Genomic DNA, 26,432 nt, shown 5'->3' with positions numbered 1-26,432 from the left:
AGACCGGCACATGTGGGAATACAGTGAGAAGGTCAAAGATTACTTCTTCAACCCCAAGAACAGCGGGGTTCTGGAGGACGCGGACGGCGTGGGCGATGTCGGCGCGATCAGCTGCGGCGACGCGCTGCGCTTGATGATCAAGGTCGAGCCGGTCAGCCAGGTCATCACCGAGGCCAAGTTCCAGACCTTCGGCTGTGGCTCGGCAATCGCCAGCTCCTCGGCGCTGACCGAACTCATCATCGGCAAGACCATCGAGCAGGCCATGCAGATCTCCAATCAGGACATTGCCGATTTCCTGGGCGGCCTGCCGCCCGAAAAGATGCACTGCTCGGTCATGGGTTATGAGGCGCTGCAGGCGGCCGTCGCCAACTACCGCGGCGTGGAATGGGTCGACGACCACGAGGAAGGCGCGCTCATCTGCAAGTGCTTCGGGGTCGATGAAGGCATGATCGAGCGTACGATCCGCGCCAACACCCTGACCGCGGTCGAGGAGATCACCAACTTTACGAAGGCGGGCGGTTCGTGCGCGACCTGCGTCGAAGGCATTGAGGCGGTGCTTGAACGCGTGAACGCGCAAATGGTCGAGGAAGGCATCCTCATCGCGCACGAAGCCTTCGTGCCTGGCGCCGTGCCGGTATTCGCCAAGCCGAAGAAGGTCGTCGTCAAGCCGCCGGAAAGCACGGCGCCGCTGACCACGCTCCAGAAGATCAAACTGATCGAGGAGACCATCGCGGACATCCGCCCCTCGCTCCAACGCGATGGCGGGGACTGCGAACTCATCGATGTCGAGGGCAACCGCGTCATCGTCAAGCTGACGGGCGCGTGCGTGGGCTGCCACCTCTCCGGCGCGACCATCGAAGGGGTGCAGGCACGGCTGGTCGAGGCGGTTGGCGTGCCGCTCCTCGTCATCCCTGCCGCCCCTGTCCACTGACCCGAACGCACGCGAAGGAGCCCCCACCATGGCCAACGACCCGGTCTACGTCGACAACAACGCTACCACCCGCTGCGATCCGCGTGTGGTCGAGGCGATGATGCCCTACTTCTGCGAGCAGTTCGGCAATGCCTCCTCGATGCACGCCTTCGGCTCGGAAGTGGGCGGGGCGCTCGCCACGGCGCGCAAGCAGCTCCAGGAGTTGCTCGGCGCCGAGTTCGACCACGAGATCGTCTACACCTCGGGCGGGACCGAGGCGGACAACATGGCAATTCTCTCCGCGCTCGAAACCCAGAAAGGGCGTGACGAGATCATCACCTCGGCGGTCGAACACCCGGCCGTCCTCAGCCTTGTCGCCCATCTCGAAAAGACCGGGCAGGCCAAGGTCCACATCATCCCGGTCGATGCCAAGGGCCGCCTCGACATGGAGGCCTACCGCAAGGCGCTGGGGCCGCGCACCGCGATCGTCTCGATCATGTGGGCCAACAACGAAACGGGCACGATCTTCCCCGTCGCGAAGCTGGCCGAGATGGCGCACGAGGCCGGCGCGCTGTTCCACACCGATGCGGTGCAGGCGGTCGGCAAGATCCCGATGGATTTGAAGGCAACCGAGATCGACATGCTCTCGCTCTCGGGCCACAAGCTGCACGGGCCCAAGGGCGTGGGCGCGCTCTACGTACGCAAGGGCGTGCGTTTGCGTCCGCTCGTGCGCGGCGGCCACCAGGAGCGCGGCCGGCGTGCAGGGACCGAGAATGCGCCGGGCATCATCGGCCTGGGCCGCGCGGCTCAGCTTGCGGGCGAATACATGGCCGAGGAGCAGACTCGCGTCGCCGCGCTGCGCGACCGGCTGGAGGAATGGCTGCTCGGCGCGATCAGCCATTCCTTTGCGACCGGCGATGTCGAAAGCCGCCTGCCCAACACTGCCAATGTCGCCTTCGAGTACATCGAGGGCGAGGCGATCCTGCTGCTGATGAACCGGGAAGGCATCGCGGCAAGCTCCGGTTCGGCCTGCACGTCCGGCTCGCTTGAGCCCAGTCACGTGCTGCGCGCGATGAACGTGCCCTACACCGCCGCCCATGGCGCGATCCGTTTCTCCTTCAGCCGCGAGAACACCGAGGCTGATGTCGATCGTGTGCTGGAGGTGATGCCCCAGATCATCGCGCGCCTGCGCGAGATGAGCCCCTTCTGGCGTGAACGCGAGAAGGAAGGCGCCTTCAACCCGACCTACGCCTGATCTTGTCCATTCCCCCTTATTGGAGTTGACTGCCATGTCCGGTTTCTTGCCCTATTTCCCGCCTGTCGTCGTCAATGACAGCACTTTGCGTGATGGCGAGCAGTCTCCGGGCGTTGCCTTCAGCTTTGCCGAGAAACTGGCAATTGCCGCGGCTCTGGAAGCCGCGGGCGTCGACGAAATCGAGGCGGGAACCCCGGCCATGGGGATGGAGGACGAGGCCGCGATCCGCACTATGGTGGAACAGGCCAGGACCGCGCAGATCATCCCCTGGTGCCGCGCCACGCGCAGCGACGTGGACGCGGCCGCGCGCACCGGCGTGGAGCGGGTGCATCTTTCGGTGCCCGTCTCCGACCGTCAGATCCGCGCCAAGTTCGGCACCGGCCGCGCCGATGTGCTGGCGCGTATCGAGGAGGTCGTGGGCTACGCGCTCGACCGGGGCTTGCGCGTCTCCATCGGCGGCGAGGATGCCAGCCGCGCCGACCTCGATTTCCTGAAGCGCGTGGTCGTCGCCATCGAGGAGGCAGGCGGGCACCGCTTCCGCTACGCCGACACGCTGGGCGTACTCGACCCGTTCGGCACCCACGAGATCTTCCGCGAGCTTGCGCGCGAGACCGACATCGAGCTGGAATTCCACGGCCACGACGACCTGGGCCTTGCCACGGCGAACACTCTGGCGGCCGTGCGCGGCGGCGCGACCCACGTTTCGGTCTGCGTGCTGGGGCTGGGCGAGCGGGCGGGCAACGCGCCGCTCGAGGAAGTGGTGACGGCGCTGGGCGAAACGCTCGGGCGCACCACGCGCATCGACTTTCTCCAGCTCGCGCGCCTTGCCGAAACTGTGGCGCTCGCCGCCGGGCGTCCGATCCCGGAGAACAAGCCCATTGTCGGCTCGATGGTGTTCACGCATGAGAGCGGCATCCATGTCTCGGGCCTCTTGCGCGATGCGGAGACATACGAGGCGCTCGATCCGGCCCGTTTCGGACGCGAGCGACGGATCATGCTGGGGCGCCATTCGGGCCGCGCGGCGATCACCTCCAGCCTGCGCTCGATTGGTCTTGAGGCCGACCAGGAGCGACTGGGCCGCATTCTGGCCGACGTGCGCGCCAAGGCGCTCGACACCAAGAAGGGCGTCGAACTGGCCGACCTAGCCCTGATCTATTGCCGCACCGGCATGGCCGAAAGGGCGCTGTGATGCCCGTCGCGACGCCCTTCGATACGCTTGGCGCACGTCCTGTCAGGGCTCGGCCCTCGCTCTTCGTTCTCCTGCGCGAGGACGTGGCTTGCGTGGCCGCGCGCGATCCGGCGGCGAACGGGGCGCTGGAGGTCCTGCTGACGTATCCGGGCGTCCACGCGATCATCTGGCACCGGCTGGCCCACGCCCTGTGGCAGCAGGGCCTGCGCGTCCCGGCCCGCTTCCTGGGTTGGTTCGCGCGTCTTGTGACCAATGTCGACATCCACCCCGCCGCGAGTATCGGCCGGCGCTTCTTCATCGACCATGGCGCGGGCGTCGTCATCGGCGAGACTGCCGAGATCGGCGATGATGTCACGCTCTATCACGGGGTGACACTGGGCGGGACAAGCTGGGCGCCGGGCAAGCGCCACCCCACGCTCGAAGACGGCGTGCTGGTGGGCTGCGGCGCCAAGATCCTGGGGCCGATCACGGTGGGCAAGGGCGCGCGCGTGGGCGCCAACAGCGTGGTCGTCGATCCCGTTCCGCCTGCGATGACGGTGGTCGGCATCCCGGGGCGCGTGGTGCGCGGGGCTACCGAGCGGCGCCGCGTGTCAGGCCGGATCGACCTCGACCATCATCTCATGCCCGATCCGGTGGGCGAGGCGGTGTCCGAGCTGCTCGACCGTATCGAGTTCCTCGAGGCGCGCTTGGCCTACAGGGACGCCCATAGAGATGGGCACGCGCCGGTCTGCCCCGATTTCGATCGTCAGGAGGACAGCCATGAGCCTGCTTGACGAACTGCAACAGCTCTCGAGCGCGGAGGACTTCTTCGAGCTGCTCGGCGTCGAATACGACCCGCAGGTGGTCCAGGTCGCACGGCTCCACATCCTTCGCCGCATGGGCCAGTACCTGCGCGGCAGCGAGGTCGAGGGCGCGCTGGAAAGCGCCGACGATACCGAGCTTTATGCGCTTTGCGCTGAACACCTCGCGCAGGCCTACGCCGACTTCGTGGCCTCCTCGCCGATCGCGGAGCGCCTGTTCAAGGTCCACAAGGAGGCCGTTGCGCCCAAACCCGAACCCAACCGGCCCTTCGTGCCGCTCGATGCCCTGACAGGAGGCTGAGACAATGCATATCGTGGTGTGCATCAAGCAGGTGCCCGACAGTGCGCAGATCCGTGTTCACCCGGTCACGAACACGATCATGCGCCAGGGCGTGCCGACGATCATCAACCCCTACGACCTCTTCGCGCTGGAGGAGGCGCTGCGCCTGAAGGATCGCCTTGGCGCGAGCGTGACGGCGCTGTGCATGGGCCCGCCCACGGCTTCGGAATCGCTGCGCAAGGCGCTGACCTTCGGGGCAGACCGCGCGGTGCTTCTGACCGACCGCTACTTCGCCGGATCCGATACGCTGGCGACGAGCTACGCGCTCTCGATGGCGCTGACGAAAATCGGCGAGGAATTCGGCACGCCCGAGATCGTCTTCACCGGCAAGCAGACCATCGACGGGGACACCGCGCAGGTCGGGCCGGGCATCGCCAGCCGCTTGAAGCTCAACCAGCTGACCTACATCTCCAAGATCGTAGTGACCGACCTTGAGGCAGGCCGGATCACCGTGGAGCGCCGCGCCGAGACGGGCACGCAGGTGCTGGCGACGAAACTGCCGGTGCTGATCACCATGCTTGAGGCGACCAACGAGATGCGGCGCGGCACGATCGCGCAGGCGCTGGAGGCCGCGCGCGCCGAAATCATCACCTGGAACGCGGCTGACGTGGGCATCGAGGACCTTACCAGGTGCGGCTTGCGCGGCTCGCCGACCATCGTGAAGAAGGTCTTTGCTCCCACCGCGCGCTCGGAGGCCGCCGAGATGATCGCGGCCGAAGGCACCATGGACGCAAAGGCGCGCGCCGTGGTCGACGCAATCTTCGGAAGGGCGCCGGGCGTCGAGGATGACCTCACCGCCCGGGCCCTCCATCACTACGTCTGAGAAAAGGAGCTGGACCGATGGCCGATGCAGCAAAGCCCGCTCCCGCCAAGGGAGGTCGTGCCAACACGAAGAGGGAACTGCCCGAGCATTTCAAGGCGTACAAGCACGTCTGGGTGGCGGTGGAGATCGAGCACGGGGCCGTCCACTCGGTCTCCTTTGAACTGCTGGGCGAAGGGCGCAAGCTCGCCGACAAGCGCGGCGTGGACCTCGCCGCGGTCGTCATGGGCGATGACCGCGAGGCGCTGGGCAAGGCGGCGCAGGACTGCTTCGAATACGGCGCGGACTGTGTTTACATCGCCTGCGATCCGGCCTTGAAGCACTACCGCAACGAAACCTCGACGCAGGTCCTGACCGACATCGTCAACACCTACCAGCCCGAGATCCTGCTGCTGGGTGCGACCAACCTTGGCCGCGACCTGGCGGGCTCGGTGGCGACCACGCTCAAGACCGGCCTCACGGCGGATTCGACCGAGCTTGCCATCGACGAGGACGGCTCGCTCGCCGCGACGCGGCCCACTTTCGGCGGCTCGCTCCTGTGCACGATCTTCACGCTCAACTTCCGCCCGCAGATGGCGACCGTGCGCCCGCGCGTTATGGCCATGCCCGAGCGCGAAGAAGGGCGCACCGGGCGCATCGTCGAGTTTACGCCGAATATCGCCGAGGACGACGTCGTCACCAAGGTGCTCGACTTCATTGCCGACCGGGACAGCGACACCGCCGCGCTGCCCTATGCCGATGTCGTCGTGGCCGGTGGCCGGGGGCTGGGCTCGGTCGAGAATTTCCAGCTGGTGAAGGAATTGGCGCAGGTGCTCGGCGCCGAGTACGGAGGCTCGCGTCCGCTGGTGCAGAAGGGCTGGATCACCTCGGATCGCCAGATCGGCCAGACCGGCAAGACCATCCGGCCCCGGCTCTATATCGCCGCCGGGATTTCGGGCGCGATCCAGCACCGTGTCGGCGTGGAAGGCGCTGACCTGATCCTGGCTATCAATACAGACCCCAGGGCGCCGATCTTCGAGTTCGCGCACCTGGGCATCGTCGCCGATGCGGTCACGCTGTTGCCCGCATTGACACAGGCCTTCGCACGGCGCCTGCGCGTCACCCGGATGGCCAGCTGAGAAGGAGAGAGACCATGGCCGAGATGGAGGACGCGTTCGATGCGATTGTTGTGGGGGCCGGGCCTTCGGGCAACGCGGCGGCCTATACCCTGGCGAAGGAGGGGCTCAGCGTCCTCCAGATCGAGCGCGGCGAGTACGCGGGCTCGAAGAACGTGCAGGGCGCGATCCTCTATTCCGATGCGCTCGAGAAGATCATCCCGGAATTTCGCGAGGAAGCGCCGCTTGAACGCCATGTAATCGAGCAGCGCATGTGGTCGATGGACGATACCTCACACACCGGCATGCATTACCGCTCGGGCGACTTCAACGAAGAGAAGCCCAACCGCTACACCATCCTGCGCGCGCAGTTCGACAAGTGGTTCTCCGCCAAGGTCAAGGAAGCGGGCGCGCTGGTCCTGTGCGAGACGACCGTGACCGAACTGGTCAAGGATCTCACCGGCCGGGTCATCGGCGTACGCACCGACCGCCAGGGCAACCCGATCTTCGCGCCCGTGGTGATCCTTGCCGAAGGGGTCAACGGCCTTGTTGGCCAGCGTTCGGGGCTGCGGCCCGAGATCGCGCCCGAAAGCGTCGCGCTGGCGGTCAAGGAAATGCACTTCCTGCCCCGCGAAACCATCGAGGCGCGCTTCAACCTGAAGGGCAACGAGGGCGTGGTGATCGAGGCCATGGGCACGATCACGCGCGGCATGACTGGCACCGGCTTCCTCTATACCAACGAGGAATCGATCTCGGTCGGCATCGGCTGCATCGTCTCCGACTTTGCGCAAGGCGAAGTGACGCCCGCCGAACTGTTGGAAGCCTTCAAGGCGCACCCCTCGATCGCGCCGCTGCTGGAAGGCTCGGAAGTCAAGGAATACGCCGCCCACCTGATCCCCGAAGGGGGCTACAAGGCGATCCCGCAGCTTACCGGCGATGGCTGGATCGTGGTCGGCGATGCCGGGCAGTTCGTGAACGCGGTTCACCGCGAGGGCTCAAACCTGGCCATGACGACGGGGCGCATCGCGGCCGAGACCGTGGTTGCGCTCCACCGAAAGGGTGAGGCGATGGATGGCTATACTCTCAAGGAGTACGAGCGGCGCCTCGAAGCCACCTTCGTGATGAAGGACCTCAAGAAGTACAAGGGAATCCCCGGGCTGCTCGACGCCAACAAGGCCACCTTCTTTGGCACCTATCCGCGCCTCTTCAGCCAAGCCATGCAGACCTGGTTCCGGGTCGACGGGGTCGACAAGAAGACCAAGGAAAAGGCCATCCTCAAGAGCTTTCGCGACAGCCGGAGCCTGCGGGGCCTGCTGGGCGATGCCTGGCGCGTGGCCCGCGCCTGGCGCTAAGGGGACCGCACATTCCGCCCAACCATGAAAGGAGACGCGCAATGACCGAAATCGCCACCGCTACCAAGGTAGAGGAGAAGCTGTTTCAGAACCGCTATCTCGTCGATGCCGGAAAGCCTCATATCCGCGTGCGCGAGCACGAGGTCCCCTCCGCCAGCCTTTTGGCGATGACCCGCCTGTGCCCGGCGGGATGCTATGCCGTCACCGAAACCGGGCAGGTCGAAGTGGCGGCCGATGGATGCCTCGAATGCGGGACCTGTCGCATCCTGACCCGCAAGACAGGCGAGGTCGAGTGGAACTATCCGCGCGGTGGTTTCGGGGTGCTCTACAAGTTTGGATAAAGTCATGCAGGTGCGTGACTTTGTCAGATTACTGCAAGGAAGTCCTGGGGGAGGGTGCTTATTCTCTTGTCGAATCGCTTGGGGTTTGAGACGTTTGTTCAAATCAAGACGCGTCGAACCACGAAGAGACGCGGGCCCGACTCTGCAAGGGAGCGGTGCCGGAACCGGGAAATGGAGAGGAATGGGCTGACGGCAGAAAGGCTTCCGTCATGGGTACGCATGCATCGACAGTCGCTCCCGGCACGGCCGGTTACACCGTGAGCAGCTACAGCTGCGGCCCCAGCCATACGCGCGCGGATATCGCGCTGCGCGGCGTCTATGAAATTTCCAAGGTTCTCGCCGTGCCGGGACGGCTGGAAGCAACGCTCACCAACGTGCTGACGCTTCTCTCCAGCTTTCTCGACATGCGCCACGGTCTCGTCACCCTGCTCGACGAAGAGGGGGCGCCCACCAGCGTCGTGGGGATCGGCTGGAGCGAGGAGCGCGCGCACTTGTGGATGGGCCGCCAGCCCGAACGTGCGGTCGCCCAGATCTACGACACCGGGATGCCGGTGGTAGTCCACAACATGGAGCGCAGCGCGCTGTTTCCCGACTGGGCCTTCGATGGGCCGCTGCCGCCCGGCGCACGGGTCTCCTTCATCGGGGTGCCGATCAAGGACCGCATGAAGGTGGTGGGCACGCTCACCATCGAACAGATCTGGGACGAGACGACGACCTACCACGCGGCGGATGAGGACGTGCGCTTCCTGACCATGGTCGCGAACCTGATCGGCCAGACGGTGCGGCTCCTCAAACTGGTTCAGCGTGACCGCGAGCGACTGATGGACCAGCATCGCCTGCTTGAGAAAGGATTCGAGGACGGCTCTGCCCGCCGCGCACGCAGCGCCGAGCCCCGCAGAAATCGCAGCGCCGGCGCCGGGGAGGAGGGCGCTGACGAGCAGGGGGATATCGTCGGCTCCAGCCAGGCGCTGCGCGAGGCCTTGCAGCGCATCCGCCGTGTCGCGCGTAGCCACTCGGCGGTGCTGCTGCGCGGGGAATCGGGCACGGGCAAGGAGTTGTTCGCCCGCGCGACTCACGATTTCAGCCCACGCGCGAAGAAGCCCTTCATCAAGCTCAACTGCGCTGCGCTTCCCGAATCCGTCCTGGAATCGGAACTCTTCGGCCACGAGAAGGGCGCCTTCACGGGCGCGGTTGCCCAGCGCAAGGGCCGCTTTGAACTCGCCGATGGCGGAACGCTCTTCCTCGACGAGATCGGCGACACCTCGCAGGCCTTCCAGGTCAAGCTCCTGCGCGTGCTGCAGGAAGGCGAGTTCGAGCGTGTCGGGGGCACCCAGACGATCAAGGTCGACGTGCGGCTTGTCTGCGCGACCAACCGCAATCTGGAAGAGGCGGTGGCCAAGGGCGAGTTCCGGGCCGATCTCTATTACCGCATCAATGTGGTCTCGGTACGTCTGCCCGCGCTGCGTGACCGGCGTGAGGACATCCCCCAGCTCGCGCGCGAATTCCTGCGCCGCTTCGATCAGGAACATCACACCAAGCATGAACTGAGCCCCTCCGCGCTCGATGTCCTCGAAAGCTGCTACTTTCCCGGCAATGTGCGCGAGTTGGAGAATTGTATTCGGCGCACCGCCACGCTCTCGCTCGATGACCGGATCGACGCGCGCGACTTTGCCTGCCGCAACGACGAGTGTCTGTCCGCGATGCTCTGGAAGACCGCGGTTTCCGATCCTTTCCCCATCGTCCAGCCGGGCCCGCGCGAGGAACAGGGGGGCGTGGCACCAGAGCGCGAGCAGGGAAGTCGCGGCGATGCCCCGGCCATTCCCCTTCACCGGCGCGAACCGGACCGGGACATGCCGCTCGACAACGTCAAGGTCAGCCGGGCCGAATTGCTCGATGCCCTGGAAGGGGCGGGTTGGGTCCAGGCCAAGGCGGCACGGCTCCTGGGACTGACCCCGCGCCAGATCGGCTATGCCATCCGCAAGTACGATATCGAGGTGCGCAAGTTCTGATAATGCTTCGGTTTGCCGGGGTTTTTGCCGGTTTTGTTGGACAGGTATACATTGGGTTAACCCTTGCCGGACTATCGGGGCGACGATGGTGAACCCAGGCTCCGAATCGCGTGCAGTGCTCGAGCGACGTGCCGACGCCGCGATCATTGCGGCGGTGGGGTATTTCGTGCTCGCCATGATCGCCATCCAACTGACCAGCACTGGCTACGACATCGCCACGATCTGGCCCGCCGATGCCATCATCCTCACTCTTCTGCTGCGCGAACCGCGCTCCAACTGGGGGTGGGTGCTGGCGGCCGGCTGGGCGGCAAACCTCGCGGCGAATACCGTTGCGCGCGGATGGTCGCCCGTTCTCGTCACCTACGGCGTGATCAACATGGGGCAAACCTTGCTCGCGGCCTGGCTGGTGCTGCGCCGCACGCCGCAGGCGGACGTTTTTGCCACCAATCGGGCCATCTGGCGCTTTGTCTTCTACGCTGGCGGGGTGGCTGTGCTGATCGCCGCGCTCATCGGTGCTACAGTGACGGCTCTGACGTTTGGTGAGCCGTTCCTGATCTCGGTCGGCAACTGGTATTTCAGCAATGCCCTTGGCCTGCTGGTCCTCACCCCGTTCCTGTGTGCGCTGTTCGATGGCAGCTATGTGCGCTGGCTGCGCATTGCCAACCGGCGCGAGATGTGGAGCGCGCTCGGCGGCTACGCGCTGCTGCTTGTGACCACAGCCGCGGTCTTCGCCCAGTCCTTCGTGCCGCTCCTGTTCCTGCCGATGTGCCTGGTGATCTACCTGTCGTTCCGGCTTGGTCGTCTTGGCACCAAGCTGGGTGTCATGCTGGTGGCCTTCACGGGTCTCGGGGCGACGCTTGTGGGCCAGGGGCCGGTTGCGGGCATGCCCGTATCTGCGCAGCTTCAGACGCTGTTCTTTCAGCTCTACCTGGGCGCGCTGCTCCTGACCTGCCTTCCGGTCGCCTCGCTGGTGACGTCGCGGCGGCATATGGCGATCCGTCTGGCCGAACGCGAGGAAGCCTTGCGCCAGGTGCTGGAGAGCGCGGTCACCGCCTGCCTGGGCTTTGACAGTTCGGGCCAGTGCAAATGGGCGACGGGCCCTGTACAGGCGCTTCTGGGAATTTCGGCCGAGGAGATGATCGGGCGGTCCTGCGAGACGGTCTCGCTGCAGATCCACGATCTCATGGAAGAGCTGGGCAAGGCCTTTGGCAGTCAGGATTTCGGGCCGCAGGGCGCGACCCGGCTGATCGAGTTCTCCCCGATGCGCCGTCCCGCGCTTGTCCTGGAGGGGACCATTGGCCTTCTGCGTCAGGGGCGTGCGCACTCAGGGTGGGTGGTGACCTTGCGCGATGTGACCGAACGCCGTGCGCTTGACCTGGCGCTGATCGGCCGTTCCGAGACGGACCGTCTGACAGGCGTCTGCGCGCGCGAGAGTTTCCTCGTTCACCTCGACCGGGCAATGGAGGACGTGGGGCGTCCGATTTCGCTGGCGCTCGTCGATCTCGACAGTTTCCACACGATCAACGACAAGCACGGCCTGGTCGTGGGCGATGCTGCGCTTGTCGAAGTGGCGCGGCGCATCAAGCGCAACGCGCGCGACACCGATGTCGTCGCGCGCCTCGGGGCCGACCAGTTCGCCTTGTTGCTGCGCTGCGACATCCTGACCGCGCGCAGCATCTGCGAGCGTATTGCCGAGGCCGTGCGGCAAAGCCCGGTCTGCCGGGCAGGCGATGTCGCCGTCCTGTCCTCGGTGAGCTGCGGCGTGGTGCAGCTGCGTTCGGGCATGACGCCCGAGGACGCGCAGGGCATTGCCGACACCGCCCTAAAGGACATGAAGCAGTCCGGGCGCAACGGGGTGCGGGTCGCGGCCTGACGGCTAGGACCTGCAGGTGCCGGGACAGGGCGCAGGGCGCTTGCGTCCGGGCCCCGGTGTGATATTCCAAGGTATGAGGACCATCCCGGGAAAACAGCCGTTTACGTGCTGTCGCCTGGCGAAATGGGGGATACCGCACATGCGGCCGAGGCGGTATCTGGACGGGTCATGAGGCCGCTTGGGATGAATGCGCCACAGCCATGAGGCAAGAGGATGCCATTGCCGCGCCGCAGGATCGCTACCGCGCCTTCCTGAGCTACAGCCACGCCGACGAGCGGGAGGCGGGGCGCCTGCACCGCTGGCTCGAGAATTACCGCATTCCTGCGCGCCTTGTCGGCTCTGAAACGCCGCGCGGGCGCGTGCCCCGGCGTCTTGCGCCGATCTTCCGCGACCGGGCCGAGCTGCCGGCGGCGAGCAGCCTTGATTCCGAGGTCGAAAAGGCTCTGGCCGGATCGGGCGCGCTGCTTGTGCTGTGTTCGCCCGAGGCGGCGGCCTCGCGCTGGGTCAACGCCGAGATTGCCCTGTTCCGGCGTCTCCATCCCGAACGTCCGGTGATTGCTGCGCTGCTGCGCGGAGAACCCTCGGAGAGTTTCCCGGCCGCGCTCGTCATGCCGGGAAGCGACGGCAAGGTGCGCGAGCCCATCGCCGCCGACTTCCGGCCCGACAAGGATGGGCGCCAGCTCGCCCGCCTCAAGATCCTGGCGGGGCTGTCGGGCCTCGCCCTCGATGAAATCATTCAGCGCGATGCACAGCGCCGGATGCGTCATGTGATCTCTATCACGGCGCTGGCCATCGTTCTTGCCCTAGTGATGGGCCTCATGCTGGTGTTCGCCATAAGGGCGCAGCGCGAAGCGGACGAGCAACGCAGACAGGCCGAGGGGCTGATCGAATTCATGCTGACGGATCTGCGCGAGAGGTTGAAGGGTGTGGGCAGGCTCGACGTGTTGGAGACGGTGAACGCGCGCGCGCTCGACTATTACGCCGAGCAGGCCGATCTCGATGCCCTGTCCGTGGAATCGCTCGAGCGCAGGGCCCGTATCCTGCACGCCATGGGCGAGGACGATCATCGCCGCGGCGACGTCGCGGGTGCCGTTGCCAAGTTCCAGGAAGCCAGCCGCGCTACGGCCGCGCTGCTGGCGGCGGCACCGGACGATCCGGTGCGGATCTACGGCCAGGCGCAGAGCGAGTTCTGGGTGGGCTATGCGATCTTCATGCGCAAGAAGCCGCTTCAGGCCTTGCCGCACTTTCAGGCATACAAGGCCCTCTCGCAAAAGCTGGTGCAGCGTGAGCCGAACAATCCCGAATACCGCCATGAGCTGGCCTACGCGCAAGGGAACCTGTGTTCGGTCGGCCTGGACGAGGCGGGAAATCCCGATCTCCTGCCGGAATGTCATGAGGCTCTGGAGACATTGCTGCGCGTGCATGCGATGGAGCCGGACAATGCGGAGGTCACGCGCGATCTGGCCAATCGCTACGCGTGGTATGCCGATGCGCTGGTTCGGCAGGGGCGCGAGGAAGAAGCGCTGGCCCAGCGCCAGAAGCAATTGGAGATCTCCCGGGACCTGCTCGATACCGATCCCAAGAATGCGACTTATCGCCAGGCCTGGATGCTCGCGATGAATTCCACCTCGCGGCTGCGCCATGCGATGGGATTTCGCGCGATGGCCCAGCGCATGCGGGATCGCGCTCAGGAGGAACTTGACCGGTTGATCGCCTCGGACCCGGAAAATCATGACTGGAAGGTCTGGAAGAAGCGCTTTTCCGAACCCTGGCCACAGGCCGGCTCGGACTAGAATGGTTAGGATTGGAAGGCCTTGCGAGAGGCCGTCGCAGGAGAGAAAGGAAGAGCTGCGATGTCGACGATAAACTACAAGCAATATGGGCTAGCCCCATTCTTCGACAGCCTGAGCCTTGAGCAGAGCGCGCGCTCTGTCGTGTACAAGGTCACGCTTGCGGTCCGTGAGGGACAGGTCGTCCTGTCTTGCCGCGACGCCGACACCGGAAAGGACTACATCGAGATCAGCGAAGACTGCTTCGTGACGATCCAGCTGGACGGCGATCAGCTTTTCTTTTCCGATGCCTACGAAGCGATCACCACCAAGGAGGAACTGTCGTCCTATTATGGCGGACTGGTCTACGCGGACTACGACAAGGCCTACGGGCGCTACAAGACGGTCCAGTTCAAGGCGCGCTTCAACGCGGGCGGCAAGTACGGCACGGTTCATCCCTTCAACATCAATGTCGATCTCCTCCAGGAGGATGAGAAGGGGAACCGTCGCTGGACCGGCATCTCGATTGACCCGGACATCACCAACCCGCCCCCGATTGATGGCTGAACCGGCTGGAATGCTATGATCCTCTCCACGCTTACACGTATCCGCCAGGTTGCCCGCAACGGCGACACGAACCGGGCGTGGCAGATGTATGAGCAGGCAGGGCTCGCCGCGTCACAGGCACCCGATGTGCTGGCTCTCAAGGGGCGTTTGCTCAAGGATCGGGCGCTGCATCTCGAAGGCGCGGACAGGGTCGCGATGGCGCGCCAGGCGGTGGAGGCCTACAGGGCCTCTGCAGGATCGCGCCGGGCGACCTATCCGCTGATCAACGCCGCGACGATCGCCTATCTGTGCGGAGACGTCGCCGAGGCACGCGCGGATGCTGCGCGCATCCTCGAGATTATCGCCAGCGGAGATCACGAACCGGAAACTGCCTACTGGCTCCATGCGACGGTTGCCGAAGCGTGTCTCCTCCTGGGGGATCACGAGGGCGCGCGGGAGGCGCTGTCCGCTGCGGTCGACGCGGCTCCGCAGGCCTGGGAGGATCGGGCCGCGACGCTGCGGCAATTGCGCGAGATTCTTCAGGTGCGCGAGGAAAGCGTAGAGATCCTCGCAGGGTTCGCGCCGCCGCCCTGCCTGCACTTCGGGGGGATCATGGACCTTGCTGGGCACGAGGATGAAGTTCTCCTGCGTCTTGGCGAACTCTTTGATGAGGTCTGTCCCGGGTCAGTCTACGGGGCGCTTGCTGCGGGCACGGACATTCTGGTCGCGGAACTGGCGCTGGAGCGCGGCGCGCAGCTGCATGTCGTCCTGCCGGGGCCACTTGAACGCTTTCGCGAGGTGTCGGTCGATGCCTTCGGGAGCCGCTGGGGGCCGCGCTTCGAGGCGCTGCTGGAGGCCGCGCACAGTCTTGTCGAATTTCCCGAACAGGGCGATGTGACACGCGCGGGAATCGCGCAAGCGACGCAGGTCGCCATGGGGCTGGCGATCCGGCGGGCGAGGCAACTGGGGAGCGAGGCGGTCGCGATGCACGTGGGGCGGGTGGAGGAAGAGCTTGCCCCGGTGCTCGCAAGCTGGAAGGCCCGGGGGCTGGCGCTCCATGAAATTCGCCGGGACTGGCCGCCGCGCGGCGGGACAGAGCTTCTGGCCACAGGATATGGCCAAGCGATACTGGCTTGTGAGCGAACGCTTGGGGAGGAACCGCAAGATGCCGCCGAGGTGGTCCAGGCCGAGGACGGGATCTGGCTGATGCGGTTTGCGGACCCGGTCGCGGCGGTGCGCTGTGCATGCGATGCACTGGCCAGTCAGCCCGACCTGCAACTTGGGCTCGATATCTCGGTGCTCGAGGTGGGCCGGCCCCTGATGGCCAGTGCCGAGCGGGCGATCTGCTTTGCCCGTTCGGCGCAGCGTTCCGAGATTTGTGGGGGATGGCCCCACGTGTGTGTGACCGACCTGCTTGAGCCGCGCGTTCGCTTCGAGGAGGCGGGCGAAGTGGTCAGTCCGATCGGGGATCTCCCGGTCGCGCTCTATACGCCTTTGCCGAACACCGGCTAGGCCTTCGCCGGGTGGGCGCGGCTCAGCAGATAAGTTCTTCGATCATGCGTGGTGAATGGATCACGAGCCTGTCCTCCTCGCGCGAGATGATGCCGCGCCGGGCCAAGGCACCGATCGCGCGCGAGGCGGTTTCGCGCGTGGTGTTGGCGGCCAAGGCCAGAGATGTGACACGCGGTGGGGGGGCGATGACGAAGTCCGGCCCTGCCAACGCGAGCAGTTCGGCGTAGACCCGTCCCGCAGCGCTGTACGTCGAGCGCATGACCATCCTGTCGAGCGAACGATCAAGTTGACGGGCAAGCAGCCGGGCCATTCCGGCGGCCAGTTGTACGTCGGTCTCGATCTCGGCAGCCAGGCGATGCGATTCGGCCACGAGCAGGCGGGAGCGGCTCGCGGCGGTGATCTCGGCGCGGTGTTGGCTCGTGTCGGGATAGGAGCCGAAGAATTCGCCTGGCCCGTATTGCGCAAGCTGCTGCAACTGTCCGTTCACGCCGATGGCATCGACGCGGATCGTGCCGTTGATGACAATCCAGCACTGGTGGGCCAACGCCCCCTGGCTGGTGAGGACGTCCTTGGCGCGCAGGTTCTTCCAGGAGAAGACGGTCAGGAGTTTGCGCGCTGCTTCGGCGCGGCAGCGGAATACCGCGCTGACGGCTTCCTCCATCTCATCTTCGCTCACGCGTACAGGTTCCTGTCCGGCAAAATCTCGCTCACCGATTTCCTTGTCCTGACCTGTCCTGAAATTCCAGAAATTTCAACTATCGCGTAGGAAAGAGGCCGAGTGTGATGTGCGTCACAGACTTTGCGTAACAGCTCTCCTAAACCACTCCTGCGACCCGAAGGTGGCTCTGCTTGAGCAACCTTTTTAACTGGCCCGGCAGCGCTTGCGCTGTCGGGCCATTTTTTTGCTCGCGCCTTGGGACAGGAAGGATGGCGTAGCGAGACTGCGCGACCCGTGAGACGCGGTGCCGAGGCCGCCCGCGCAGTTTGTGCCCCGCATAATCAGGACGCAGGCGGGGCGATATCCAGCATGACGTCGCGATAGAAGACATTGGTGGTCTCATCGCTGGGAACCGAACGGTAGCCGCCGAACTTGAAGTACCCGGCCAGATCCTGGGCGGTGTAGCCGAGTTCGCCTTCGTAGCTTGCAACCTGGCGACCATTCAGCCACGCGCTCAGATAACCCTGCTCCCGGTCTCCCGGGATCATGTGCAGGCGCACCTCGTACCAGCGTCCAGGCTCCAGCTTTTCCGAATGAAGCACCAGTTGGCGCGATTTGCGGCGGCGCTCGATCTGGTCATCGGCAATATTCAATTCCAGTTCCAGCCTCTGCTTGTTGGTCACGACTAGAGCAAGCCAAGGCCCCCCTCCGTTCGAGACTTCGGCATGCCATTGGCCGACTATGGTCCGTGGCGAGGATTTCGGCAGATCCTCGATCATGACGGAAAAGCTCTGGTGGATGTCGGAGCCAAAGGGCACTTCGTGCTGAAAGCTCAGCTCCGAGCGCTCGGATTTGGTGTCGTTCTTGCGGCGCATGCCGGGCTGCACGGAAAAGCGGAACTGCGGGTCATCTGCCGGGCCCGAAACGACGACCGGATTTTGCGCAGCGGTCTGCACCCTGGCTCGCCAGCCAGCGATCGTCTGGGTTGTTCCTGCCTCCAGGGCCGTCGCGGCGCTGTCCTGGGCATGGGCTTGAGGGGCAAGCAAGAGGACGGCTGCAGGTGATGCAAGGCTTAGGACTTTGCGTAACATGGCTGAACTCATTTTTGCGGAGGTACTTGCGGACAGAATGCGTGGCCGGAAATTGCGTTGCTGTCCCGGTGAAAAAGGCGACCTCAGGGGCAGGCGCGGCAGTTTGACTTGTGGCCTGCGACTTAAGAATATGGCCGCTGACTGGGCGCTGAACATGAGGGGGGCGGTCAGGGCTACCGCACGGAAGCACTCTGAAATCGCCATAAAAAAACCGCAGCCGTTTGGGCGGCTGCGGTTCTCTTTCTCAGATCCGGTGGAGGCTATATCAGAAACGCGCCCAGGCGTTGAATAGCGGGGCCGCTTCGAGAATGTCCTCGACAAGGCCGCGTGTCGCCGAGAATCCGACCATGACCACGTCGCCATCGAGAATACGTGGGTCTGGCGAGATACCGGTTCGGATATCCTTGAGGTTGAAGCGCGCCACCATGCGCTGACCCTCGATGGTGCGGAAAATCACGATCTCGTCCAGCTTTGCGGTCGACGTCGGGCTTTCGGCCCGGGCGATTGTCGACAGCAGGGTGGCGTCGGTGTTGATCTCGTAGACACCGGGCTTCTCCACTTCGCCTTCGACCGATGCGTAGCGAGGGGCCAGCGTCTGGACGGAGACGGAGACCTGCGGGTCGACGAGGTAGTCCTTGCCCAGGCGCTGTTCGATCTCCCGGGAGATATCCTGCGGGCTGAGACCCGCGACAGGAACCGAGCCGATCAGCAGCATCTGGATGTCGCCGACTTCGCTGACCATGAGTTCCTCGGAGGAGAGCTGGGGTTCGTTGAGAACCTTCACGTTCAACACATCCAGCGGTCGTACCCGGTAGGTGGTCCGCGGCGCTGTTTCCGCCGGGAAAATCGTGTGAGCAGCGTCTCCGACCGGCAACTGCGGGTTGCGGGTGGTGTGACTGCAACCTGCGAGGAGCGCGCTCATCGCAAGCGTTCCGAACATCAGGTGAGGTTTGAGATATCGCACTACCGCTTGATCTCCGGGCAGGGGTAAAACAGGTTGGCTGTAGTTAGAAAAACAATGCCGGACAAGCAATGACATTCGCAACTGCAGCGATCATTTTGTCGTTCATTTCGCATCAAGTGAGCTCACTTCGGGGCAGGTCGTTGGCTCACCTTGGGCGCGCATCCGCTTGACCCTGCCCTTGCGTCCGCGGTGGGATGGGCTGCGGAACCAGCGCAGCAGGTCGTGGTCCTCGCGCCTCAGGAAATAGTGCAGGCCGCTCTCCAGGTCATAGCCCGCGCATTGCATGAGCCTGGCGCCGACGAGGTCTGCAGCATCCTCCATGCGCCGCTGCTCGAAAAGGCCAGCGGGCTTGCCGTCGCGGTTGATCACGTGCCCGATTTCGTGGGCTACGATGATCGCCAATTCATCGTCGTTCTTCGTATAGCCGATGAGCTTTGCGCTCACGCCCACGTCCTCGCCATCGGTGTAGGCGGAAATACCCTCCCCCGTCTTGAGGACAGGGCGCGCCGAGCAGGCCGGTTCTGGCGCGACGGTGATCTGAAGGCGGGACCCGTCGCGCTCAACGGAAAGTTTGATGGGGCTGTCGATGGGGAGCGAGGCGATGAAACCATTGAGTTCGTCGGCAAAGAACGCAGGGGAGTTGCTCTCTTCGAGCATCTGCTCGGTCGTAGTGCCATTGATCGCCAAGACGTTGTCGCCAACTTTCAATCCGCTGCGGGCTGCCGGACTGTCGCTGGCGATCGCGGCAACCTGCGGTGTCTCGTTCATGTTCAGCAGGACGGCGATCGCGGGGCGATCATCGGCTTCGTAGGCGCCAAGATAATCGAACGAAATTCCAGTCCCTGAGACGATTCGGGGGCACTCGGAGGCCGCCGTCTTGTTGATTCGGTATGCGGTCTCGTTGAGGCGCACAAGTTGTGTGCGAAGAGTGACGGGCCAGGGAGGGGCGGGCTCGGCTTCGGCGCGGGCTGCTGGTGAACCCAGAATCGTGAGACTCAGGGAGACTACGGACAAGCCGAGCCTCATTGTCGGCCATATGAGGTGATCCGAGTGGCTTTTGCTTTGCTTGGGATTGTGCATTGCAGTACGGTACTGTAATCGAAGACACTTACTCAACTGCACTTAGGAGAGCTTATGAAGCTTAAGACCGCAATTTTGGCGCTGGGTGCGGCTACCGCACTTGTTGCTCCGATGGCCGCTCAGGCTGGAACTTCCGCGTCGGCTTCGGTCGGCAAGGTTTCGAGCCTTTCGGGCGTTGGTGTCCGTCAGTCGGCGCCTGTGGAAAAGAAGCGTCAGGCTGAAGCTGGCGTGATCGTCCTTGGCGTGCTCGCTGGTGCGGCCGCCGTTTACGGCATCGTCGAGCTCGTTGACGATGGCGACGACGACTCGGTTTCCAACGGCGTCTGATCGTTCGGAAATGAAAAGAATTCGCTCCATCCCTCGTGGATGGAGCGAATTTTTTGTCTGACGGCATGGACTTCGGGATCTGTGTCCGGGAATTTGTTTAATATCGTTTCGGATGGCAGATGATCCTGGGTCGCAAGTCAATTTTTGCCGCTATTGTCCTGTTGGTTGGCATGGTTTTTGGCGGCGGCGGCGGCGGCGCGGGCCTTGCAAACCTTGCCGTTCAGTTGACAGCGCTTGTGCTGCTGGCGGTTGAGCCGCAGGCGGTTCTGAATTTCTTCACAAGGGTCGCGCGCTTCCCTGCGGTGCTTGTGGCCAGCGCGCTGCTCTTGCCGCTGTTGCAACTGGTGCCTTTGCCTCCCATTCTCTGGCAGGCTTTGCCTGGGCGCTCTCTCGCTCAGGAGGCCCTTGCTCTGGTCGGCCAGCAAGATAGCTGGCTCCCCATGTCGGTTGAGCCTGGGCGAACCCTTGTGGCGTTCGCGTCTCTGCTCCCGCCTCTGGCCATTCTTGTTTTTTCGTGGGATCGCCCGCGCGAAGAGAAGCGCACGTTGCTCATGCTTGTTGTCCTGGTGGCCGTGCTCGAAGTCTTGCTGGGGGCGCAGCAACTTGCGTCGGGCAATCGCAGTCTGATCTTCTTCGACGAGGCGCTTGGCTCCAGTGATTTGCAGGGCACCTTCGCCAATCGCAATTCGATGGGTCTCTTCTTTGTGCTGTCGCTGTGCTTTGTTGTCGGGTTGGTGCCTGAGAAGCCTCGCGACACAAAGGTTCTTGTTGGACTTTGCGCGGTGGCGGCAATTCTCGTGCTCGGTCTCGTGCTGACCCGTTCACGGTCGAGCATGGGGCTTCTGGTCATTCCCTTCGCGCTTGCAGCATTTCGGTGGCTGCGCCTTCAGGGATCTGCGCGTTCGCGCATCTGGATCGGCTCGGGATTGGCACTGGTTGGCGTCATTCTGGCCGGTGGTGTGACCATGCTGGCGAGCGACAACGACCGGGTGCGTGCGAGCCTCGAGCGCTTCTCGGACCTGGAGGATCGTCGTCCCGTCATCTGGGCAGATACGCTGACGTCCATCGGTCGCTTCTGGCCGGTGGGGAGTGGTGTCGGGACCTTCGATGAGGTTTTCCAGGTCGACGAATCGCTGGAAAACATAGGGCCCGGCCGCGCTGGCCGTGCACATGACGAGTATCTGGAGGTCGCGCTTGAATCTGGCGTGGTCGGTCTTGCATTGCTGGGAGCGTGGTGCGTATTTTGGGCGCTGCGTGGTCTGCAGTGCCTGCGCGCCGGAGGTCTCGGGCAAGTGGGAATTGCTGCCTTCGCAGTTGTCATGCTGCAATCAATTTCGGACTATCCATTGCGGAGCCAAACATTATTGTGCATTGCAGGGTTAGCCATGGCGCTCGTTGTTTCGAGGGGGCGGCGAATGCAGTCTGCAGGGGCGCGTCGTGAAGTTGCTGTGGCTAGGGAATGACTCGAAAGTTGCGAGTGAGGGTCATTTTTGCGAGTGAGTCTGTCTTAACTATTCGTGCGGTGATTAAGTCGTATTTTTGGCTTATTCGATACTCATGAGGGTGTCGTGAAAGATGGCAGAGAGAACTTGAAAGACATCAACAGTTATCCGACGCAAGAGATCGGTTCTGATCCTGAACAGCCGGAATTCGATCTTCATGGACTTCTGAAGCTGGCCATAGCTCTTGTTCGTGCCAACATCCTTCTTATAGCCGGTGTTGTGCTCGGCGTGGTGGCACTCGGTGTCATCATCACTCTGCTCATCACCCCCAAATATGAGGCGGCATCGCAGATTCTCATTGAGGATCAGGCGGACCAGATCATTGAAGGCGGTGAGCTGCAGCAGGCGATCACGTCGAAGGATACCGAGCGTTTCCTGCAGACCCAGCTTGGGATCATCCAGGGGCGTTCGCTGGCGCGTACGATCGTGCAGGACGGCAAGTTGGGCAGTGATGCCTCGTTCTTCACGGCCTTCGGTGATGAGATGCCGACCGAGCCGAAGGCGCCTGGCGAGAGCCTGGAGGATGCGCGCCGCGAGAAGGCGGTCGATCTGCTTCTTGAAGGGCTGTCTGTCTCGATTCCTGTCGATAGTCGTATCGCTACGATCAAGGTCGTCAGCCGCAATGCTGCTCTCTCAGCAGAACTTGCGAACAAGTACGCGGAGCGTTTCAGCGCCTACAATCTCAACCAGAAGTACGACAGTTCAAGCTATGCGCGTAAGTTTCTCGCGAACCAGCTCCAGGAAACGCGCACGAAGTTGACCGAATCCGAGCGGGAACTGAACCAGTATGCCCGCGCGGCAGGTCTGATCCGCGTGAACTCGGACGGCAGCGATGGCTCCAGCCGCGAGTCGGTGCTCTCGGTGACCAATGGCAAGCTTGTCCAGCTGAACGCTGCAGCCGCGGCGGCCACGGCCGAGCGCATTGCCGCCGAGGATCGCTGGAAGACCTTGGCCAACAAGTCGGCGATGTCGATTTCCGAAGTCAATTCGAACAGTGCCATTACTCAGCTCGTGGCGGCCAAGGCGGTCGCGGAGAGCGAGTTGGCGGAAGAACTGGCGCAGCACAAGGATGGCTATTCCACCGTAAAGGCCAAGCGCCGGGAGGTTGCCGAGCTCAATCGTCGTATCGGTGAAATCGGCGAGATGATCAAAGGCTCCGCGCGTACCGAGTACGAAGCGACTGCCGAGAAGGAACGCTCGTTGCTCGATCAGGTCGGCAGTCTTCAGGACGAAGCGCTGAACGAGCAGGATCGCGGCGTGCAATATTCCGTCCTCAAGCGTGTCGCAGATACCAACCGTGCTCTCTACGAGAGCCTGCTCTCGCGGTACAACCAGCTGAACGCATCGGCTGGCGCTTCGTCGAATAACGTCACGATCGTTGATCGCGCGATTACGCCGCACAAGCCCAGTTCGCCGAACCTTCCGCTCAATGTGGCCTTGTCGTTCGTCCTGGGTCTTCTGGCTGCAGCTGGCGTGGTTGCGCTCAAGGAACTCCTCGACGATGCGGTTCGCTCGCCTGAAGACGTGGAACGCAAGCTGGGCATGCGTCTGTTGGGGCTTGTCCCCAACGCGGACGACGAACAGATTGCCGATGGTGGCAAGGGTCGCCGTTCGGATGTGAACGAAGCCTATCGCAGCCTTGTGACGAACCTGAGCTATTCCACGGCCGATGGGCTTCCGAAGGTCCTGGTCGTGACAAGCTCGCGCGAGGGTGAGGGCAAGTCGATGACGGCTCGTGCGATTGCCACGGATATCGCGCAGCTTGGCAAGCGTGCGATCATCGTTGATGCCGACTTGCGTCGCCCCACGCTCCACCGTGCGTTCGGAAAGGGTGGCAAGTTCGGCCTCACCGATTATCTGACAGGGCAGAAGACGTTCGACGAGATCGTGTTGAAGTCGCCGGTCCATGACAATCTCGATTTCCTCACGGCAATGCCGATGGCGCCTGAGCCGAGCTTCCTGCTCGCAGGTGAGCGGCTGCAGAAGGTGGTCGAGGAAGCGCGCGCTCGCTACGATGTGGTCGTGCTCGACTGTCCGCCGCTGCTTGGCCTCTCGGATGTGCCTCTCATCGCCCAGAATGCCGATGGTGTGCTCTTCGTCATTGATGGCTCGAGCTTCCACCGTGGCGCTATCAAGGCCGCGATCCGTCGTCTGGACCTGATCAACGTCCGCGTTCTTGGCGCCGTTCTGAACCGCTTCTCGCCCAAGCTTGGGTCGGAGGACTACTCCTACAACTATTATAGCTATGGCTCGGAGTAGAACGGTTCCAAATGGTTAAGTCCGGGCAAATAGGCACAGGTGGGAAGGTCCTGTGGGCCTTGGTGCTTGCCCTGTTCGGGCTCGGCCTTGCAGGCACGCAGCTGGATCGTCAGGCGCGGCGCGATGCGCAGCTTTCGCATCGCGTGCCCGACGTTTTCCGGGCCTATGCCTATGAGAACCTCGCGCACGAAGCGTATATGCAAGGTGATGCGCAGCTCGGCCTTGCCTATGCGCGCAAGCTCGTCGCGCGGAGGCCCTATCCATCTGCCGGCCCGGCGCTGCTTACCCAGGGCTTGGCCATGGATGGCCAGAGCGAAGCGGCGATCGAGGCGCTGATCGTGGCGGCGACGCGTGGTTGGCGGGATTTCTACACTCAGATCCTCATGGTGCAGAGCTCCATAGGCGTGGGCGATGGCGTGACGGCGAGTCAGCGCCTGATCGCGTTGTGGCGTGCGGGTATGCGCGATGATCTCACTATGTCGCTGACCAGCCAGATGTTGCAGCTACCCGGTGGTTCGGAGGCTTTCGTCGAAGGGTTGGTCGAGGCGGATGACAAGGTGCGCAATGATTTTTTCCGTTGGGCGCTGGATAAGGGCCTGCCCGGGGCGGTGCTCGTCCCCCTTGGCGAGAAAGTCGCACGGTCCCAAGCGGGGGTCGATTGTGGGGCGTTGCTCAGCTCGGTTCGCGGCTATGGCCGGGGTGGACATTTTCGTTCCGCGTCGGGCGTTTGGGCGATGCTATGTGGCGATAATGACGCCAGCCGAAGTTCCGATCTCGCCTTTCGCAGCAAGTCGGATCCGGAAGGGCCGTTTGACTGGAGTTATCCGGGCGCGCCGCGCCTGGAAGTCGAGCCTGTGCAGAGCGGGGAAGGCGTATCCTTGAGGTACGAAAATGCCGAGCACGTGCGCGCGATCTTGGCGAGGCGCGTGGTCGCTCTCGCGCCGGGGAAGCACACGGTTCGGGTCAGGGCCGAAGGACGTGATGCACAGATCCCGGCCGCGCTGACCTTGCAGGTCAGGTGCTATTCCGCTGCAGGTGAGCGCCAAGATACCGCGCCGATTTCACTGCGACATGGAACCGTACAGTTCGAGGTTCCGGAGGATTCGTGCCCGGGTCAGGAGCTCGTTTTGATGGCGGGCTTCGGATCGGGGTATGTGCACGCGTTGGAGCTTGATGGCAGTGCTAGGGTTCCAGAGGCGCAATCGGCATCGAAGGGCCGGGAGGGCTGAGACCTTCTTGAGGGAAATCCCGGGAGGTATTCAGGCGTGTCTGGTGGCGCAGTACCGCAGTACGGTGGTGGAGCAGTCGAGTGATGGTGAACTAGATGTCAGGGCACGAAACGCTCACTTTTCCAGGCAGAGATAGTGCCGCCTCGAGCGCCATGCCGCAGGCGTCTCGGACCGCGCCGCCGCGCCGTCCCAAAGTGGACAGATGGGAGCAGTTTTTCCGCCTGTCCATGTTGGCGGCCTATGGTTTGGTCATCTTTATATCGATCATTGCGACAAACTGGCGTCTGGGTTTGCCAGTGCGTTCACTGGTGGCAATGGGGCTGCTTGGCGCCTTGATCCTGCTGCGCCCGTCCGACGCGATCATGGCGATGAAGCGCCTCAGTGGATTTTGCCTGATTGCTCTTTATCTCAGTGTGCTGGGTTTCGTCCTTTCGCTTTTTTCAGGCGGTGACATTGGCGCAGCCCTGTTGGCCACGGTGCAGATTAGTGGGCAGGCCGTGGTGCAGACGCTGCTTGCCGCGATTGTTGCGGAATGTTGCGGCGCGCGTCCTACACTGAAGATCTTCGTTATCCTGATTGGCGTGACCTCGTTGGTCGCGGTCCTTCAGTTCATCGGCGTGGGCGTTGCCTGGAACGTGCGTGATGCCCTTTCCGGTGTGCAGGGCGACGTCGTGGAGGGCCGCTTCTCCGAGGCTCTGGACGGTGGCGAAGTGCGCTCGATCGGTCTTTCCTATTCCAAGACCATTCTGGCGGGCCAGATCTGCCTCGCGTTTGCAGCCTACCTCCTTATGCGACTGCAGGTGGTGAAGCGCCTGCGCAGCATACGTATCGACATGTCTCTCACCCATCTGGGCTATGGCCTGCTGGTGCTGGCTTTCGTGGCCATTGCCGGGGGAAATCGGTCCCCGCTGCTGGGCGGAGCGGTGGTCCTCGTGCTATTCCTGCTGCGAACGAGGCCGCGCCTGTTCGTTCTCGCCATGGTCCTGTGCTTTCCCGTTATCCTGGTAGCAAATTCGATCCTGGCCGAGCTCCAGAGCGCGACGGATTCACGTATCCTTCAGACCGGGGACAACTCGTCGCTTGGGCGCCTGACGTTGATCAAGTACGGCGTCATGCTCTTTGTGGATAATCCCTTCGGCTACGGCGCTACATTTGAGCCACGCGACTATGCCTTGCAATACCTTGGATATTTCTGGGGTGATCCGACGAAATCATACATTTATCGTTACCCTCTGCACAATTATGTAATGAGTGTGGCCAATATATATGGCGTTCTGGCTTTGCCGGTGCTTTTCAAGGTAATTGGTATCTTTCGGAAGAACGTGCTGATTTATATAACTTTTGCGGCCTATATAACCCATATCCTGTTCCACAACTCAGGCCCTTTCTATCAGAATGAGATCTTTTTCTGGTTCGTGGTCGGGGTTGTTCCAAAGTTGAAGTCGGAATGGAGATCCGCGTTCGGGGCGTTGCAGGTGAAAGCGGCAGCACCCGCGTGAGGGCATCTGCGAA

At 63.4% G+C, this 26,432-nt stretch carries 23 protein-coding genes; 19 read left to right on the top strand and 4 right to left on the bottom strand.

Annotated elements, in window-relative coordinates:
* Window positions 1-10 precede the first annotated feature (10 nt).
* The 14 genes from nifU to FMM79_RS18620 all read left to right on the top strand — a co-directional run bounded on the left by nifU (window position 11) and on the right by FMM79_RS18620 (window position 15,810).
* Window positions 11-931, top strand: a complete 921-nt coding sequence (gene nifU, locus FMM79_RS18685) for a Fe-S cluster assembly protein NifU (RefSeq protein WP_148628946.1) — start codon at window positions 11-13, stop codon at window positions 929-931.
* A 28-nt stretch (window positions 932-959) separates the two neighbouring features.
* Entirely contained in the window at window positions 960-2,165 is a 1,206-nt protein-coding gene (gene nifS, locus FMM79_RS18680) for a cysteine desulfurase NifS (RefSeq protein ID WP_148628945.1), read from the top strand.
* Between the two features lie 34 nt (window positions 2,166-2,199).
* Complete coding sequence (gene nifV / locus FMM79_RS18675) at window positions 2,200-3,354, top strand: homocitrate synthase (protein WP_148628944.1); 1,155 nt, start codon at window positions 2,200-2,202, stop codon at window positions 3,352-3,354.
* Window positions 3,354-4,127 (top strand): serine O-acetyltransferase, encoded by a 774-nt coding sequence (gene cysE, locus FMM79_RS18670; RefSeq protein WP_148628943.1) that lies wholly within the window; start codon window positions 3,354-3,356, stop codon window positions 4,125-4,127. The genes nifV and cysE overlap by 1 nt, the downstream gene beginning before the upstream one ends.
* Window positions 4,114-4,455, top strand: coding sequence for a nitrogenase stabilizing/protective protein NifW (gene nifW / locus FMM79_RS18665; RefSeq protein ID WP_148628942.1), 342 nt, complete (start codon window positions 4,114-4,116; stop codon window positions 4,453-4,455). The genes cysE and nifW overlap by 14 nt, the downstream gene beginning before the upstream one ends.
* Before the next feature lie 4 nt (window positions 4,456-4,459).
* Window positions 4,460-5,317, top strand: a complete 858-nt coding sequence (locus FMM79_RS18660) for an electron transfer flavoprotein subunit beta/FixA family protein (protein WP_148628941.1) — start codon at window positions 4,460-4,462, stop codon at window positions 5,315-5,317.
* Window positions 5,318-5,334: 17 nt separating this feature from the next.
* A complete protein-coding gene (locus tag FMM79_RS18655; RefSeq protein WP_148628940.1) occupies window positions 5,335-6,432 on the top strand; it encodes an electron transfer flavoprotein subunit alpha/FixB family protein in 1,098 nt (365 codons plus the stop codon).
* A gap of 14 nt (window positions 6,433-6,446) precedes the next feature.
* The gene (locus FMM79_RS18650; protein WP_148628939.1) at window positions 6,447-7,760 is read left to right on the top strand and encodes an FAD-dependent oxidoreductase; all 1,314 of its coding nucleotides are present in this window, start codon (window positions 6,447-6,449) and stop codon (window positions 7,758-7,760) included.
* Between the two features lie 41 nt (window positions 7,761-7,801).
* On the top strand, window positions 7,802-8,101 hold the full coding sequence (locus FMM79_RS18645) for a ferredoxin family protein (protein ID WP_148628938.1): 300 nt from the start codon (window positions 7,802-7,804) through the stop codon (window positions 8,099-8,101).
* Between the two features lie 209 nt (window positions 8,102-8,310).
* A complete protein-coding gene (gene nifA, locus FMM79_RS18640; RefSeq protein ID WP_148628937.1) occupies window positions 8,311-10,110 on the top strand; it encodes a nif-specific transcriptional activator NifA in 1,800 nt (599 codons plus the stop codon).
* A 115-nt stretch (window positions 10,111-10,225) separates the two neighbouring features.
* Window positions 10,226-11,983, top strand: coding sequence for a diguanylate cyclase domain-containing protein (locus FMM79_RS18635; protein WP_162528553.1), 1,758 nt, complete (start codon window positions 10,226-10,228; stop codon window positions 11,981-11,983).
* Window positions 11,984-12,183: 200 nt separating this feature from the next.
* Window positions 12,184-13,776 carry a toll/interleukin-1 receptor domain-containing protein gene (locus FMM79_RS18630; protein WP_148628935.1) on the top strand — a complete coding sequence of 531 codons (1,593 nt, stop codon included), beginning with the start codon at window positions 12,184-12,186 and terminating at the stop codon, window positions 13,774-13,776.
* Between the two features lie 60 nt (window positions 13,777-13,836).
* Complete coding sequence (locus tag FMM79_RS18625) at window positions 13,837-14,319, top strand: nucleotide synthetase (RefSeq protein WP_148628934.1); 483 nt, start codon at window positions 13,837-13,839, stop codon at window positions 14,317-14,319.
* Window positions 14,320-14,334: 15 nt separating this feature from the next.
* Window positions 14,335-15,810, top strand: a complete 1,476-nt coding sequence (locus FMM79_RS18620) for a TRAFs-binding domain-containing protein (protein WP_148628933.1) — start codon at window positions 14,335-14,337, stop codon at window positions 15,808-15,810.
* A 22-nt stretch (window positions 15,811-15,832) separates the two neighbouring features.
* Here FMM79_RS18620 and FMM79_RS18615 read toward each other — a convergent pair whose 3' ends face one another.
* The 4 genes from FMM79_RS18615 to FMM79_RS18600 all read right to left on the bottom strand — a co-directional run bounded on the left by FMM79_RS18615 (window position 15,833) and on the right by FMM79_RS18600 (window position 19,537).
* A complete protein-coding gene (locus FMM79_RS18615) occupies window positions 15,833-16,486 on the bottom strand; it encodes a Crp/Fnr family transcriptional regulator (protein WP_148628932.1) in 654 nt (217 codons plus the stop codon).
* 323 nt (window positions 16,487-16,809) lie between these two features.
* A complete protein-coding gene (locus tag FMM79_RS18610) occupies window positions 16,810-17,559 on the bottom strand; it encodes a heparin lyase I family protein (RefSeq protein WP_162528552.1) in 750 nt (249 codons plus the stop codon).
* Between the two features lie 265 nt (window positions 17,560-17,824).
* Complete coding sequence (locus FMM79_RS18605; protein WP_256376821.1) at window positions 17,825-18,481, bottom strand: polysaccharide biosynthesis/export family protein; 657 nt, start codon at window positions 18,479-18,481, stop codon at window positions 17,825-17,827.
* 144 nt (window positions 18,482-18,625) lie between these two features.
* Window positions 18,626-19,537 (bottom strand): M48 family metallopeptidase, encoded by a 912-nt coding sequence (locus tag FMM79_RS18600; protein WP_162528550.1) that lies wholly within the window; start codon window positions 19,535-19,537, stop codon window positions 18,626-18,628.
* 120 nt (window positions 19,538-19,657) lie between these two features.
* Here FMM79_RS18600 and FMM79_RS18595 point away from each other — a divergent pair, with 120 nt between their 5' ends.
* The 5 genes from FMM79_RS18595 to FMM79_RS18575 all read left to right on the top strand — a co-directional run bounded on the left by FMM79_RS18595 (window position 19,658) and on the right by FMM79_RS18575 (window position 26,419).
* Window positions 19,658-19,930: a hypothetical protein gene (locus FMM79_RS18595; RefSeq protein WP_148628928.1), complete on the top strand. Its 273-nt coding sequence runs from the start codon at window positions 19,658-19,660 to the stop codon at window positions 19,928-19,930.
* A gap of 119 nt (window positions 19,931-20,049) precedes the next feature.
* Complete coding sequence (locus FMM79_RS18590; protein ID WP_148628927.1) at window positions 20,050-21,393, top strand: O-antigen ligase; 1,344 nt, start codon at window positions 20,050-20,052, stop codon at window positions 21,391-21,393.
* A gap of 126 nt (window positions 21,394-21,519) precedes the next feature.
* Window positions 21,520-23,691, top strand: coding sequence for a polysaccharide biosynthesis tyrosine autokinase (locus tag FMM79_RS18585; RefSeq protein WP_148628926.1), 2,172 nt, complete (start codon window positions 21,520-21,522; stop codon window positions 23,689-23,691).
* A 143-nt stretch (window positions 23,692-23,834) separates the two neighbouring features.
* On the top strand, window positions 23,835-24,920 hold the full coding sequence (locus tag FMM79_RS18580; RefSeq protein ID WP_148628925.1) for a hypothetical protein: 1,086 nt from the start codon (window positions 23,835-23,837) through the stop codon (window positions 24,918-24,920).
* A gap of 95 nt (window positions 24,921-25,015) precedes the next feature.
* Window positions 25,016-26,419 (top strand): O-antigen ligase, encoded by a 1,404-nt coding sequence (locus FMM79_RS18575; protein WP_148628924.1) that lies wholly within the window; start codon window positions 25,016-25,018, stop codon window positions 26,417-26,419.
* The last annotated feature ends 13 nt before the right edge of the window (window positions 26,420-26,432 follow it).

Origin of the sequence: Novosphingobium sp. BW1 (assembly GCF_008107685.1) — a bacterium.
Taxonomy (GTDB): domain Bacteria; phylum Pseudomonadota; class Alphaproteobacteria; order Sphingomonadales; family Sphingomonadaceae; genus Novosphingobium.
The sequence above is the reverse complement of the archived record's forward strand: the minus strand, read 5'-3'. Positions and strand labels throughout refer to the sequence as shown.

Coding starts and splice junctions, on each gene's coding strand:
- FMM79_RS18595 (WP_148628928.1), top strand. CDS start 19,658: ATGAAGCTTAAGACCGCAATTTTGGCGCTGGGTGCGGCTACCGCACTT.
- nifS (WP_148628945.1), top strand. CDS start 960: ATGGCCAACGACCCGGTCTACGTCGACAACAACGCTACCACCCGCTGC.
- FMM79_RS18575 (WP_148628924.1), top strand. CDS start 25,016: ATGTCAGGGCACGAAACGCTCACTTTTCCAGGCAGAGATAGTGCCGCC.
- nifU (WP_148628946.1), top strand. CDS start 11: ATGTGGGAATACAGTGAGAAGGTCAAAGATTACTTCTTCAACCCCAAG.
- nifV (WP_148628944.1), top strand. CDS start 2,200: ATGTCCGGTTTCTTGCCCTATTTCCCGCCTGTCGTCGTCAATGACAGC.
- FMM79_RS18650 (WP_148628939.1), top strand. CDS start 6,447: ATGGCCGAGATGGAGGACGCGTTCGATGCGATTGTTGTGGGGGCCGGG.
- FMM79_RS18625 (WP_148628934.1), top strand. CDS start 13,837: ATGTCGACGATAAACTACAAGCAATATGGGCTAGCCCCATTCTTCGAC.
- FMM79_RS18590 (WP_148628927.1), top strand. CDS start 20,050: ATGATCCTGGGTCGCAAGTCAATTTTTGCCGCTATTGTCCTGTTGGTT.
- FMM79_RS18630 (WP_148628935.1), top strand. CDS start 12,184: ATGAGGCAAGAGGATGCCATTGCCGCGCCGCAGGATCGCTACCGCGCC.
- FMM79_RS18610 (WP_162528552.1), bottom strand. CDS start 17,559: ATGTTACGCAAAGTCCTAAGCCTTGCATCACCTGCAGCCGTCCTCTTG.
- FMM79_RS18645 (WP_148628938.1), top strand. CDS start 7,802: ATGACCGAAATCGCCACCGCTACCAAGGTAGAGGAGAAGCTGTTTCAG.
- cysE (WP_148628943.1), top strand. CDS start 3,354: ATGCCCGTCGCGACGCCCTTCGATACGCTTGGCGCACGTCCTGTCAGG.
- FMM79_RS18655 (WP_148628940.1), top strand. CDS start 5,335: ATGGCCGATGCAGCAAAGCCCGCTCCCGCCAAGGGAGGTCGTGCCAAC.
- FMM79_RS18660 (WP_148628941.1), top strand. CDS start 4,460: ATGCATATCGTGGTGTGCATCAAGCAGGTGCCCGACAGTGCGCAGATC.
- nifA (WP_148628937.1), top strand. CDS start 8,311: ATGGGTACGCATGCATCGACAGTCGCTCCCGGCACGGCCGGTTACACC.
- FMM79_RS18620 (WP_148628933.1), top strand. CDS start 14,335: ATGATCCTCTCCACGCTTACACGTATCCGCCAGGTTGCCCGCAACGGC.
- FMM79_RS18605 (WP_256376821.1), bottom strand. CDS start 18,481: ATGAGCGCGCTCCTCGCAGGTTGCAGTCACACCACCCGCAACCCGCAG.
- nifW (WP_148628942.1), top strand. CDS start 4,114: ATGAGCCTGCTTGACGAACTGCAACAGCTCTCGAGCGCGGAGGACTTC.